Genomic DNA, 13,569 nt, shown 5'->3' with positions numbered 1-13,569 from the left:
CTTTATCGATAAAGCTTTGCGAACTTAAATATTCTCAATGTATATCACTTAGTAAAAAATAGCCTTAGCGAACTTTGCGTTAAAAACTATTCGTCCCAACAAAACTTGAAACTTGAAACAAAAAAATTACGCATTAAAGTTATCAATCTCTTCCTGCACAACTTCCCAATCAATTAGTAATTGATCTAAGTCGGATTTCTTTTTGTTGTAAGCAGTAAAGAATGAAGCGTCTTCGATATGTTTGTCGTAGTTAGTTTCCAACATTTTATCATCATGCTGAATTTGTTTTTCTAACTGCTGAATTTGACTTTCAATTTTACTTAACCTGTTTTGAAGTGCTTTTCCTTTTTTCTGATCTTCGTAAGATGTTTTAGTATTTTCTTTTGGTGCAGCCGCTTTTACAACATCCTTCTTTTCAACTTCACGCATATTTTCAAGATTACGCTGTTCCAAAAAGAAATTAATATCACCTAAATATTCTTTGATTTTTTGATCTTTAAATTCGTAAACGATATTCGACATTCCTTGAAGGAAATCCCTGTCGTGAGAAACTAACAAAAGAGTTCCACCAAATTTTTGAAGTGCGGCCTTTAAAACGTTCTTAGATTTAATATCTAAGTGGTTCGTCGGCTCATCCATCAATAATACATTTATAGGCTGTAATAACAGTTTACAAAGCGCCAAACGGTTTCGTTCTCCTCCAGAAAGTACTTTTACTTTTTTCTCTACATCATCACCACGGAATAAGAAAGAACCTAACATATCACGTACTTTCATACGATTGGTGTCGGTTGCTGCATCTTCCATTGTTTGAAGCAACGTAATTTCACCATCTAAATATTCTGCCTGATTCTGAGCAAAATATCCTAACTGTACATTATGTCCTAATTTTATATTTCCTTGATATTCGAATTCATTAACTAAAGCTTTTATGAAAGTAGATTTTCCTTGTCCGTTTTGTCCAACAAAAGCAATTTTACTTCCTCTTTCAACCAATAAACTAATATCTTTTAAAATCGTTTTGTCTCCGTAAGCTTTTGTTACGTTTTCTGCTTCGATTACTACTTTTCCAGGTTCTTTTGAAACAGGAAAAGAAATATTCATAACCGAATTGTCGTCTTCGTCAACTTCGATTCTTTCTACTTTATCTAATTTTTTAATTAACGATTGTGCCATCGAAGCCTTCGAAGCTTTCGCACGGAATTTCTCGATTAATTTTTCTGTTTCCTCAATCTTTTTCTGCTGATTTTTTTGAGTTGCCAACTGCTTCTCACGAATTTCATGACGCAATTCTAAATATTGAGAATATGGCTTATTAAAGTCGTATGCCTTTCCTAAAGAAATTTCGATTGTTCTATTGGTAACATTATCTAAAAACATCTTATCGTGCGATACGATTACCACAACTCCAGGATAATTTCTAAGAAAGTTTTCTAACCAAATAATACTTTCAATATCTAAGTGGTTCGTTGGCTCATCCAGAAGCAATACATCATTAGATTGCAATAAAAGTTTTGCAAGCTCGATACGCATTCTCCAACCTCCAGAAAATGTTTCTGTTTGATTATTGAAAACCTCTCTTTTGAAACCTAATCCTAAAAGAATTTTTTCGGTATCTCCCACATAATTGTAACCTCCTAAAAGTTCAAAACGATGCGTGTAATCAGAAAGATCTTCAATGATTTTTGCATATTCTTCACTTTCATAATCGGTTCTGGTAACCAATTGATGATTGATTTCTTCTAATTTTTTTTCTACAACTTTGATCTCAGTAAAAGCTTCATAAGCTTCTTCTAAAACGGTTCTTCCTTGTTCAAAATCAATATCCTGACGTAAGAATCCCATTTTGATATCTTTCTCTTGAGAAATAACTCCTGAATCTGGTTTAAAATCTCCAGCCAACATTTTTAGCATTGTAGATTTACCTGCGCCGTTTTTGCCCACAAGACCAACTCGGTCTCCAGCTCCTAAACGAAAAGTAACTTCTTCAAATAAATATGTTCCTCCAAAAGAAACCGAAAGATTGTGTATATTAAGCATAATTTGTGACTGTTGTTACAAGAAATAAAGGCGTAAAAATGTACCTTTGATAAAATTTTTGCAAATGTTAAAAAAAGGATCGAAACTAAATAGTATTTTAACAGGAAGTTGTCCAAAATGCCAAAAAGAAAGCATGTATGAGGACAAAAATCCGCTTCATTTGGGTAAAGTTCTCAAAATGAACGAAAATTGCAGTCATTGCGGATTCAAATACCAAATTGAACCTTCGTTTTTTTATGGTGCCATGTATGTTAGCTACGCATTGAATGTTGCAGTCGGAATTGCAGCTTTTATTGTTTCTTTTGTATTTTTCGGAGCTACTATCGAACAATCATTTTTAGCAATTATTTTAACGCTCGTAGTTTTATTTCCATTTGTATTGCGTCTATCAAGAAACTTGTATATAAATATGTTTGTTTCTTATGATCCTATGGCCGGTCGGGAGTAAGACTTTTTAAATACCTTTTGTGAAATCTCTTAATATCGGCTTCACGATCTATAGGTGCTCCATTTTCAATATTATCATATAGCATTTTTGCCAATGCTGGGCCAAGCATTACACCTCGTGTTCCTAATCCGTTAAGAATATGAATACTATTATACGCTTCGTGCGTACCAACTAAAGGCCTTCTATCTGCAACTGTTGGTCTTACACCTGCAAAATGTTTTATAATTTCAAAATCGCAGTTAATGATTTCTTTAATACGGTCTACAAGCTCTTGTTTTCCTTCCTCTGTAGGAAGATCTGTTTTATCATGCCAATTGTAAGTCGCACCAACTTTAAATAAACTACCACCTACTGGAAGAATAAAAACACTGGTATTAACAATTACATCCAGTTTCAAATCGGGTGCTTTTATTAAAAACAATTCTCCTTTCGTGCCATCCAAAGGAAGATAATTAAAATATGGATTTTTGTGCAACCCAAAACCTTCCGCAAATATGATATGGCGAGCTTTAATATTTTTGTATTGAATTCCCGACTCAAGAATATCTAAAAAAGAACTGTGAAAAGATTCTTCTAGCAGCAAGTTATTCTCTTTTAAATAGGTATTGTAACTTTCTAATAACTGTCTAGTTTTAACATAACCTGTATGTAAAACTTCTCCATAATCATTTGGGGAATCAATACTTTGATACTTTTTAGTAATTAATTTAGTTGATAAAAAAGGAGCTAAATTTACTTTATCAGAAGCGGCAAACCAGTTATTTTGTTCTTCGATTGAAAAAAACTTTCGAAGAATCGGCATTTTATAATTGAATTTCTCCTTTAATTTATCCTCAACTTGATCATAGAACTCATTCATTAAAACCAAATGCTCCCTAGCATTCCAAACTTCGCTAAAACGCTTTAAAATCACTGGATTGTATAATCCGCCAGCAATTCTCGAAGAATTCTGAGATTTATCGTCTATAAGTAAAATAGTTTTATTGTTTTTAAGGGCAACTTCGGCAAAAGAAATTCCAGCCAATCCAGACCCAACGATTAAATAATCAAGCATTTTGCAGTGTATAAATAAAATAGAAAACTCTCACTACAAAGGTAGCAAGAGTTTTGTTTATAATTAAGTCAGAATCTTAGTAATTCCACATATCTTGTTCAAAATTACGAATCTTCTCTTTTACCCTTTCAGATTCGAGCAATTGACTTTGAGCATCATCACGAATATAATCTTTGATTTCTCGATCTCCGTATACATTTTCTTCTTTGTATATGACGCTATTAAATCTTCTTGAATTTAATATCTGATCGAATGAAATAGGAAGGGCAGAATTTTGATCATTAAAAGCCTTTGCTTCATGCAGAACATCTCGCGCATTAGGAAAGAAAACCCAGAAAAGCTCAATGTAATCTTTCTCGTCGCTATTCATCGTATAGACATCTGGAGTGACAGGGCAAATTCCAAGTAAACGATATTTCAATTCACTTTCACGTTTGTCAAAATACCAAAACCCTTTAATCTTATATTGGCTAACATCTGCTGCAGTTAAATCCTGTTTCAAAATATATTCAGCAGGAACTGTTCTTGTAGGCCCGACCGTTTCTTCGACATAAGAAACACTTTTGTTTTTTCCTTTTCCAGTAACTACTTTTTTCTTAACCACTCGCGATCTGTAGTCATCTGGATATTGGTTAATCAATTCCCTACCAGCATCTGTCGTATCCACACGAGATAATGCACCTTGAATATCTTTTAAAGATTTTTTAGTATTGAAATAACTATCCGTGTAAACTTCCGTAATCTTACCATCTTTTATTGCTTTCGTCAAAACATCATAAAGCGAACGTCTATCCGGGCCAATATTCGCAGTATCTACTGGAAAATACAACGGAAAATTGATCTTTTCATTCAAATCAATAATCTCCCAAGTTGTCTTCCCCATTAAAATATCTCTATCGTTTACATAACCATATGCCAATGGTTTATCATTATCCGATATCATTTGCGCCGCCGTCTTTATTCCAATCTGATCAGCAGTTTTTGCATTTAATAAATTAGATTGTGCTTGAGAATTAAAACATCCCGCAACAGAAACAATAGCTATTAAAAAATCTCTTACTTTCATCATGATACATATTACAAGAAGTTAAACGTAATTTTCTAAATTATATTGTGATTTTTTTCTTACATAATTTAAAAAATATACAAATAGACCAAATCAATAAATAATATCAATTTAAAATGGAGATATTTTTTACATGCAAAAAAAAAACTCTTACTACAAATGTAGTAAGAGTTTTTTAATTATGATGCTATGTATCAACTTAGTAGTTCCACATATCTTGTTCGAAATTGCGAATTTTTTCTTTTACTCTTTCAGATTCTAACAATTGATTTTGTGCATTGTCTTTCATATAATCGCTAATCGCTCTATCTCCATAAAGGTTTTCCTCTTTGTAAACAACAGCATTAAAGCGTCTAGAATTCAAAATCTGATCGAATGAAATTGGAAGAGCTGAATTGTTGTCATTGAAAGCTTTTGCCTCATGCAATGCTTCTCTGGCATTTGGGAAGAAAACCCAAAATAATTCAATATAATCCTTTTCATCACTATTCATCGTATAAACGTCTGGAGTAACTGGACAAATTCCAAGCAAACGATATTTCAATTCACTCTGACGTTTGTCAAAATACCAGTACCCTTTAATTTTATACTGAGTAACATCTGCAGCAGTTAAATCTTGTTTTAAGATATATTCAGCAGGAACCGTTCTAGATGGTCCAACTGTTTCTTCAACATAATTTACTTTTTTGTTTTTTCCAGTTCCAGTAACTACTTTTTTCTTCACAACACGTGATTTGTAATCATCTGGATATTGATTAATCAACTCTCTACCAGCATCTGTCGTATCAATACGAGATAATGATCCTTCGATGTCTTTCATAGATTTTTTAGTATTGAAATAACTATCTGTATACACTTCAGTTATTTTTCCACCTTTAATAGCTTTAGTCAAAACGTCGTATAAAGAACGTCTGTTAGCACCAATATTAGCTGTATCTACCGGAAAATATAATGGAAAGTTGATTTTCTCATTTAAATCAATGATTTCCCATGTAGTTTTTCCCATCAAAATATCTCTATCATCCACATAACCGTAAGCCAAAGGCTTATCATTATCAGATATTAATTGAGCAGGAGTTTTAAGTCCGATCTGAGCAGGAGTTTTAGCGTTAAGCAAATTAGATTGCGCATTAGAAGCAAAACCTCCAGCGATAGAAACAATAGCTATTAAAAAATTTCTTACTTTCATCGTGGTATCATTATAAGATATTGAATGTAGCTTTCACTACTTTATTATTGTATTTCGTAAATTACTGGAGCAGTTCTTGGCAATAAGTAACTACCAGCTCCAACAAGTTTAGTTTTAATTTCAGAAATAGTAACTTGGTCTCCTTTACCTGCTCTTGAAAGTACTTGTTTACATTGTGCATTCATTTTATTTCCTGTAACAACAACTGTAGGCTGTCCAGCAATTTTCATATTGAATCCAACAACATCTAAACCAACTTCAAAATCGAAATCAAGTAATTTAGCTCCAATAGTAGCAATCTCTAAGTTAGATTTAGGACCTTTAACAACTCCCATTTCTCCTCTGATTGTTCCTGTTGGACCAGGAATACCTTTAATTCTAAATGTTTTCTTGTCTGATACTTTATCACCGTTTGGCAATGTCCCAGTTACAGAAATTGTAGCTTCAGTACCTTGACCTGGGCTCATGTTATATTTTCCTGGTTTTCCAGCTGAAGATAATCCTGGAGCGCTAGCAACAACTTTGTTATCAGCAACACCAGCAAAAGATACAGAGATTGGGTTAACAACACCTCTATACACAACATTCATTTTATCAGCAGAGATTGTAGCAGAGTTTGGTCTTGGAACTACAACGTAAGTACCATTGAAAGGCAATTTAATTGGTTTACCATTTTCCATAAAGTTAAATGAACCTCCAATTTTTTGCTCTCCAACTCCACCAGCAGTCATTTCTAATACAGCCTGACCATTTACTAATTTACCAGGACCTTCAAATCCACTGAATTGTGCATTAGGATCATATTTACCTAAAACTACTTTACCAGTAACTTTTTCTCCTTGGAAGTAAGCATTTTTATCTAAAACTACAATAGCTTCAAATTTGCTATAAGAAGCTTCATCTACAGCAGCTTTTCCTAAAGCACGGTTGTACACGTCAGCCTCAATTTTTTGAACATCATTTTGCCATGTTGAAAGTTTTGCAGCTGTCGCGATTGCAGGAAAACCTTTAAAGTGGTATGCTAAGTATTTTTCTTTAATACCTTCTTTATTTTTCACATCAGAAACATCAAATTTCTTAGCTACTTCATTTGATATATCAGCATATTTTGAACCTAAAGCAGCTTTCATATCCGCTTTATACTTTTCAATTTTAGCTATAATCTCATTACCTTTTGCAGTATAACCATCTCCTGTGAACCAATCATCTATATTATCACCTCTGTCCATAGACTCGTAAGGTAATTTTCCTGTTTCACTATCAACTTCGAAACCTTCAATAGCTTGAGATTTCAAACCTGCTATATAAGTGTAAAAATCTTTAGAAATAGTCTGAACTTTATGAGCAATTACTGAAGCTTCAGCAAATTCTCCTTTAGATTCAGAAGCTTTTAAATTTAAAGTTTCTAACAATTTTGCATTTGTAGTAACTGAAGAAGTGTTTGCTGCTTCGAATTTTTCATTCATCAAACCAAAAGCCGAAATAACTTCTTTTGATACGTTCATTGCTAACATCGCGATGAAAACCAGATACATCAGGTTAATCATCTTCTGTCTAGGGGTTAATTTTCCTCCTGCCATTTTTTTCTAATTAGTTCTTTATTAATAAATTTAATATTTAGTTAAAAACTAATTATCCTTTGTTACTCATTGCAGAAAGCATACCACCATAAACGCTGTTTAAAGAAGCAATGTTTGCAGTCATAGACGCCATTTGCTCTTTTAATTTAGAAGCATTTTCAGCGATTTCTTTGTTAGCTTCAGCGTTTCTAGAAGCGCTTTCTAACTGTACTTTATATAAACTATTTAATGATTCCATTTGAGCTGCAGCAACAGATAATTCTTCAGAATATTTCTTTTGTCCTGCAATTGAATCTACAGTTGGAGCAATTCCTTTAGCAGCAGATTCGAAGTTTTTAATACTATTTCCTAAACTTGACATTAATTCACCGTCAATTTTAGCTTCTTTTAATAATGAATCTAATTTTTGAGATAATAATCCTTGAGCGTCAGTTGGAGTTTCAGCTTTAGCTTCTTTCTTTCTAGCTTGTCCGTTAGCTAATTCTGGGTAAACTAAAGTCCAATCTAATTCGTCTTCAACTGGTTCGAAAGCAGAAAGAGCAAAAATTAATGCCTCAGTAACCAATCCAATTGAAAGCATAACTGTTCCTGTTAAAGGTCCAAGTTCAAAGTGAGTAATTTTGAATAAAGCTCCAATAATTACCACTGCCGCTCCCATACCATAAGCGAAATTCATTGCTTTTTTACTTAATAATGCCATAATACTTTTTTTTAGGTTTTAAATAGATTTGTTGGATATTGATAAAATTATAAAATTACTTTCTTTTGCTTCCGTTTCCGTTACCTGTTACTTGAGTTCCCATGTAATCTTGTACAGTTCTGAAACCGATATAACTTCTAGCTGAATCAGCGTATTCGTGATCACGAGTACTTACCTGTAGGAAATAAGCAACGTCTTTCCAAGAACCTCCACGAACCACTTTTCTTTGATTTTTACCATCAATTACGTTTGGATTCATAGTTGAAACATATTCGTAAGCGTTTGGATTGTAAGCTGAATCTGTCCACTCTGAAACGTTTCCTGCCATGTTATATAATCCGTAACCGTTTACTTCATATGATTTTGCTTCAACAGTATATAAAGCTTCGTCAGCCGCATAATCTCCTCTACTTGGTTTGAAGTTTGCTAAGAAACAACCTCTATCACTTTTAGTATAAGGACCTCCCCAAGGGTAAGTTGCAGATTCTAGACCACCTCTTGCCGCATACTCCCACTCTGCCTCAGTTGGTAATCTGAAAGCATTTACTAAGTCACGACCTTTTTTCTTAGATTTGATATAACTGTTTTTGTTTAAAGTTCTCCAAGCACAGAATGCTTTAGCTTGTTTCCAAGTCACACCAACTACAGGATATTCACCATAAGCTTTGTGCCAGAAATAATCATTATGCATTGGTTCATTATATGAATAAGCAAAATCTTTAATCCAAACTGCAGTATCAGGATATACATTTACCTGCTCTGTTTTTACGAAGTCACTTCTTTTTCCAACTTTAGCTTTTGCAGCAGCTTGAATATCCATCCAAGAATAACGGAATTTCAATTTATTTACATCAATTGTTCTTAATCCATTGTAAGATTCTTCAATTGGCAAATACATAGAATCCATTACTTCAGTGTAATACTCATCTGGGTATGCTTTAGTATCTTTAATTAATTTTACTTTTTTGTTTAATTTTCTTCCAGCATACGGATCATCTTTTGTACCAACACTGTAATAGTTGTCGTACATATATTTATCATAAGCTGTCATTTTTTCTGGATCAGAATCATTAAAAGCATAATCAGCAATACTTCCGCCTTTTTTACCTTTATCTCCTGTACTTTTTTGTCCAGTTTCATCTGCTAAGATTGCTAAACGAACTCTCATTGTAGAATCTTTTACCCATTCTACAAATTGACGATACTCACTATTTGTAATTTCAGTTTCATCCATATAAAATGAACGAACAGTTACAGTCTTAGTTGGAGCATCTTCCACATTAGCTAAATCTGCATCTGATTTACCCATAATAAAAGATCCACCCGGAACCAAAGTCATCCCATAAGGTTTTTCAGGATGCCATTTCCCTCCTGTAACACCAACTAATTCACCTTTGTCACCTGACTTACCACAGCCAATTACCAGTGTTAACATTGCTGCAAATGCAATAAACTTCTTCATATAAATTTGGATTATCTATTCATTATTAAAAGTCCGTAAACGTATTTATTATTTATCTAAAAAACAATACTACTTGCGAAATTTATTTTACCGTTCAAAAATAATGTTAAATAAAATAAAAAAAAAATATTTTATCGATAAACTGTGTCAAAAAATCGATGTAAAACGTTAATTTTTATCATATGTAATAATTTTCTCACTAATTCAATTTAACTATTTTTCTTAGTTTTTAAAAAATTAAGATTTACCTTAGTTTTTCAAACTACAAAGCATTTTTACGCTGTGCTTTCCACCATCTTTCTGGCAATTCTTGATTGCAAGCAGCTAAATATTCATCGTAAGAACACGGTAATAACGTATTTCTTTTTAATTTATTGCTACCGTTTGATTCAAATGGAATTTCGATCCACCAACGATCTGTTTTGTCGCTTTTATAAAATATAAGTTCTTCATCTTCAAGCGGCACTATATACTTCAAATAATTAGCACGACTTCCGAAAGGATATTCTTTAGAACGGTAGTGAAAACCTTCAATAAAATACCATACAATCTGCGAAATAATTACAGATTCCGCCATTGTACTATTATGATTAAAAACTCCAAAAGAAGATACTTTATCACTAATACCAGCGTATCTAGCTAAAGCACAAATTTCTTTACCATTAAATCCGTTTGGCTCAAATGTAACCGTATTTCCAGAAGCTGAAGATTTTACAGAATTCAAATCAATACTAACCAAATCTGCATCTCTAAAAACTGGCTCAGCCAAAGTAATCTTGTTCGAAATTTCGCCTAATCGATAAGCGTCAAAAAATAATTTTTCGATTAGATCTATTTCTTCTTGAGAATTATAATAGGTCTGATATCCTATATTACAGTAATTGAAGAGATTATTTGGCTCATCAATAATAATTTTAGTCAAGTAAGAATTAGCCGAAACTGACTCATTTTCCTTACCAAAATCAAATTTATTATCGACAGCAACCAAATTTACCATTTGCTCTAAATCATCGTAGGCACGATACAAAGCATATGTTAAATCCTGAGAACCTCCCAGAACTATAGGAATGACTTTATTCTTAATTAAAGATGCTGTTACCTTCTTTAATGCAAAGTAAGTATCTTCAACAGAATCACCAGCTAGTATATCTCCAAGGTCTGCAATTGAAGCATCCCAATTACCTGGAAACATACTGTATAATTTTTTACGAACAGCAGTAAGATTAACTTCATTAATCATATTGATGTTTGTTCGATCTTCTAAAACACCAATTATAGCAATATTAATTTGTTCTATATCTGGAAATTGTTCTTGCGTATGAAAAACAACTTTACTTCCAAGCTCTTGAGAAGACAGTCCTCCGACGAATTTTACAACTACATCATTAACTGGTTCTAGAAAATCAAATTCCATCTATATTATTTCTTTTTAGCAGCTGTTTTTTTAGCTGGAGCTTTTTTAGCTGTTGTTGTTTTTTTAGCCGTGGTCTTTTTTGCTGGTGTCTTAGCCGCAATCATTTCTTGAACTTGAGCCAATGTTAATTGCGTCGCATCAACATCTTTACTCAATTCAATTTTGATTTTTCCTTTTAAAATTACAGAACGTCCCCAACGAGCTTTTTCTACTACAATCCCTTCTTCTTCCCAGTTATGGAGTACTTTATCAATATTTTTCTGAAGTTTTTCCTCTATAAGTTCTTCTACATCAGCCTGCGATAAATTGTCGAAATTATATTTCTTATTGACATTCACAAAAAGCCCGTTCCATTTAATGAATGGACCAAAACGGCCCACACCTTTTTGAACAGCTTCTCCTTTATAAACAGCGATTGGCGCATCGGCAAGTGCTTTTTCGTCAATCAATTCTTGTGCTCTTTCTTTAGAAACACCTAAAGGATCCTCTCCTCTTGGCAATGAAATAAATACACTTCCGTGACGAACATAAGGACCGTAACGACCATTATTTACTTCTACTTCTTCTCCTTTATATTCACCTAAACTTTTTGGGAGTAAAAATAAGTTTAGAGCTTCTTCAAGCGTAATATTTCCAATATTTTGATCTGCCATTAAGCTAGCAAATTTCTTATCCTCGTCGTCTGCTTCTCCAATTTGAGCCATTGGTCCAAATTTCCCTAAACGAACAGAAACCTGTCTTCCATCTGCATCTTTACCAAGAATTCTTTCTCCGCTTTCACGCTCAGCATTTGCCTCAACTTCTTTCACATTTGGATGAAACTGATTATAGAAATCCTGCATCATTTTTGCCCAGTCAATATTTCCTTCGGCAATTTCATCGAAATCCTGCTCTACTTTTGCAGTAAAATTATAATCCAAAATGTTTCCGAAATTCTTTACTAAGAAATCAGTAACAATTGTTCCGATATCAGTTGGAACTAATTTTCCTTTATCAGAACCTGTATTTTCTTTTAAAAGCTTCTCTCCTACTTTACTATTTTGCAAAGTAAGTTGTGTATAATTACGTTCTTGACCTTCTAAAGTTCCTTTTTCAACATAATTTCTATTGATAATAGTAGAAATAGTTGGCGCATAAGTAGAAGGACGTCCAATTCCAAGCTCTTCCAATTTCTTAACCAAAGAAGCCTCAGTATAACGTGCAGGCGGTCTAGAATATCGTTCTGTAGCTGTAATATAATTATTGGCTAATTTTTCATTTACTTTTAATGCCGGAAGCATTCCTTCTTGTTCTTCTTCGTCGTCATCATGACCTTCCAAATACACTTTCAAGAAACCTTCAAAAAGTAAAACTTCTCCTGAAGCAGTAAAAAGTTCGCTATGATTATCTGCTTCGATTTTTACGTTTGTTCTTTCTAACTGCGCATCGCTCATTTGCGAAGCCAAAGTTCTTTTCCAAATCAAATCGTACAAACGAGCTTGATCACGGTCAATATTTACAGTATGACGTGACATATCTGTCGGACGAATTGCTTCGTGCGCTTCTTGTGCTCCTTTATTTTTATTAGCAAAAACTCTCGGTTTTGAGAATTCTTTTCCATAAGATTTGATAATTTCAGCTTCTGCAGCATCCATTGCTTCTTTAGAAAGATTTACGGAATCGGTTCTCATATAAGTAATAAGTCCCGCTTCGTATAAACGCTGCGCTAATTGCATCGTAATTCCAACTGGCAAATACAATTTTCTTGCAGCTTCCTGTTGAAGTGTAGAAGTTGTAAAAGGTGCAGTTGGTGATTTTTTGGTAGGTTTAGTTTCTAAATCAGCTACCTTATATTTAGAACCGATATTTTGATTTAAGAAATCTTCGGCTTCTTTTTTAGTATTGAAGTTCTTAGGCAGTTTTGCTTTGAAAGCTTTTCCAGCTTCATTTACAAATTCTGCAACAATTGAATACGTTGCAACTGCATTAAAACTTTGAATTTCGCGTTCTCTTTCTACAATTAAACGAACAGAAACAGATTGTACACGACCTGCTGAAAGTCCGCCTTTGATTTTTCTCCATAAAACAGGAGATAATTCGTAACCCACCAGACGATCTAATACTCTTCTCGCCTGTTGCGCATTAACTAAATTATAATCAATTTCTCTTGGATTGTCGATTGCTTTAAGAATCGCAGATTTTGTAATCTCGTGAAAAACAATTCGTTTGGTCTTTTTTGTATCTAATTTTAATTCTTCCGCCAAGTGCCATGAAATAGCCTCTCCCTCGCGGTCCTCATCGGATGCTAACCAAACCGTTTCGGCATTCTTAGAAAGTGATTTTAGTTTCGTTACCAAGGCTTTTTTATCCGGAGAAACTTCATATTTTGGTTTAAAACCATTTTCTACATCTACTCCTATTTCCTTTGATGGTAAGTCGGCTATGTGACCATAACTTGACTCCACCTGAAAATCGTTTCCAAGAAATTTCTCGATCGTTTTCGCCTTTGCAGGTGACTCCACTATTACTAAATTCTTTGCCATTGCTCTATTTTTCTGCAACAAAAGTATTTATTTTTTTTAAATATTAACCTTACGAATGCATTTTTGAAGTATTTTGATATTATGAAACTTAAAA

Annotated in this window: 10 protein-coding genes; 1 reads left to right on the top strand and 9 read right to left on the bottom strand. The window is 33.4% G+C overall.

The genetic code is table 11. The features are described 5' to 3' along the window. Nucleotides 1–126 precede the first annotated feature (126 nt). Complete coding sequence (gene abc-f / locus HNP35_RS06590) at nt 127–2,040, bottom strand: ribosomal protection-like ABC-F family protein (protein WP_184157647.1); 1,914 nt, start codon at nt 2,038–2,040, stop codon at nt 127–129. A gap of 64 nt (nt 2,041–2,104) precedes the next feature. On the opposite strand from abc-f, the gene HNP35_RS06585 reads away from it, so the two are divergent. Continuing rightward, the gene (locus HNP35_RS06585; protein WP_184157648.1) at nt 2,105–2,488 is read left to right on the top strand and encodes a DUF983 domain-containing protein; all 384 of its coding nucleotides are present in this window, start codon (nt 2,105–2,107) and stop codon (nt 2,486–2,488) included. On the opposite strand, the gene HNP35_RS06580 is transcribed toward HNP35_RS06585, so the two are convergent. The 8 genes from HNP35_RS06580 to topA all read right to left on the bottom strand — a co-directional run bounded on the left by HNP35_RS06580 (nt 2,469) and on the right by topA (nt 13,475). Beyond that, nucleotides 2,469–3,542 carry an NAD(P)/FAD-dependent oxidoreductase gene (locus tag HNP35_RS06580; RefSeq protein ID WP_184157649.1) on the bottom strand — a complete coding sequence of 358 codons (1,074 nt, stop codon included), beginning with the start codon at nt 3,540–3,542 and terminating at the stop codon, nt 2,469–2,471. The genes HNP35_RS06585 and HNP35_RS06580 overlap by 20 nt on opposite strands. 76 nt (nt 3,543–3,618) lie before the next feature. Next, nucleotides 3,619–4,608, bottom strand: a complete 990-nt coding sequence (gene gldN / locus HNP35_RS06575; RefSeq protein ID WP_184159682.1) for a gliding motility protein GldN — start codon at nt 4,606–4,608, stop codon at nt 3,619–3,621. A 199-nt stretch (nt 4,609–4,807) separates the two neighbouring features. Then, the gene (gldN, locus tag HNP35_RS06570; protein ID WP_184157650.1) at nt 4,808–5,797 is read right to left on the bottom strand and encodes a gliding motility protein GldN; all 990 of its coding nucleotides are present in this window, start codon (nt 5,795–5,797) and stop codon (nt 4,808–4,810) included. 44 nt (nt 5,798–5,841) lie between these two features. Next, nucleotides 5,842–7,377, bottom strand: coding sequence for a gliding motility protein GldM (gene gldM / locus HNP35_RS06565; protein WP_184157651.1), 1,536 nt, complete (start codon nt 7,375–7,377; stop codon nt 5,842–5,844). A 52-nt stretch (nt 7,378–7,429) separates the two neighbouring features. Then, nucleotides 7,430–8,077: a gliding motility protein GldL gene (gene gldL / locus HNP35_RS06560; RefSeq protein ID WP_184157652.1), complete on the bottom strand. Its 648-nt coding sequence runs from the start codon at nt 8,075–8,077 to the stop codon at nt 7,430–7,432. A 55-nt stretch (nt 8,078–8,132) separates the two neighbouring features. After that, a complete protein-coding gene (gene gldK, locus HNP35_RS06555; RefSeq protein ID WP_184157653.1) occupies nt 8,133–9,539 on the bottom strand; it encodes a gliding motility lipoprotein GldK in 1,407 nt (468 codons plus the stop codon). Nucleotides 9,540–9,801: 262 nt separating this feature from the next. Then, nucleotides 9,802–10,953, bottom strand: coding sequence for a formimidoylglutamase (locus HNP35_RS06550; protein WP_184157654.1), 1,152 nt, complete (start codon nt 10,951–10,953; stop codon nt 9,802–9,804). A gap of 5 nt (nt 10,954–10,958) precedes the next feature. Then, nucleotides 10,959–13,475: a type I DNA topoisomerase gene (gene topA, locus HNP35_RS06545; RefSeq protein ID WP_184157655.1), complete on the bottom strand. Its 2,517-nt coding sequence runs from the start codon at nt 13,473–13,475 to the stop codon at nt 10,959–10,961. Between the last annotated feature and the right edge of the window lie 94 nt (nt 13,476–13,569).

The organism is Flavobacterium notoginsengisoli, from assembly GCF_014207905.1.
In the GTDB taxonomy this organism is placed as follows: Bacteria; Bacteroidota; Bacteroidia; order Flavobacteriales; family Flavobacteriaceae; genus Flavobacterium; species Flavobacterium notoginsengisoli_A.
This window is presented reverse-complemented; position numbering and strand designations above follow the sequence as displayed.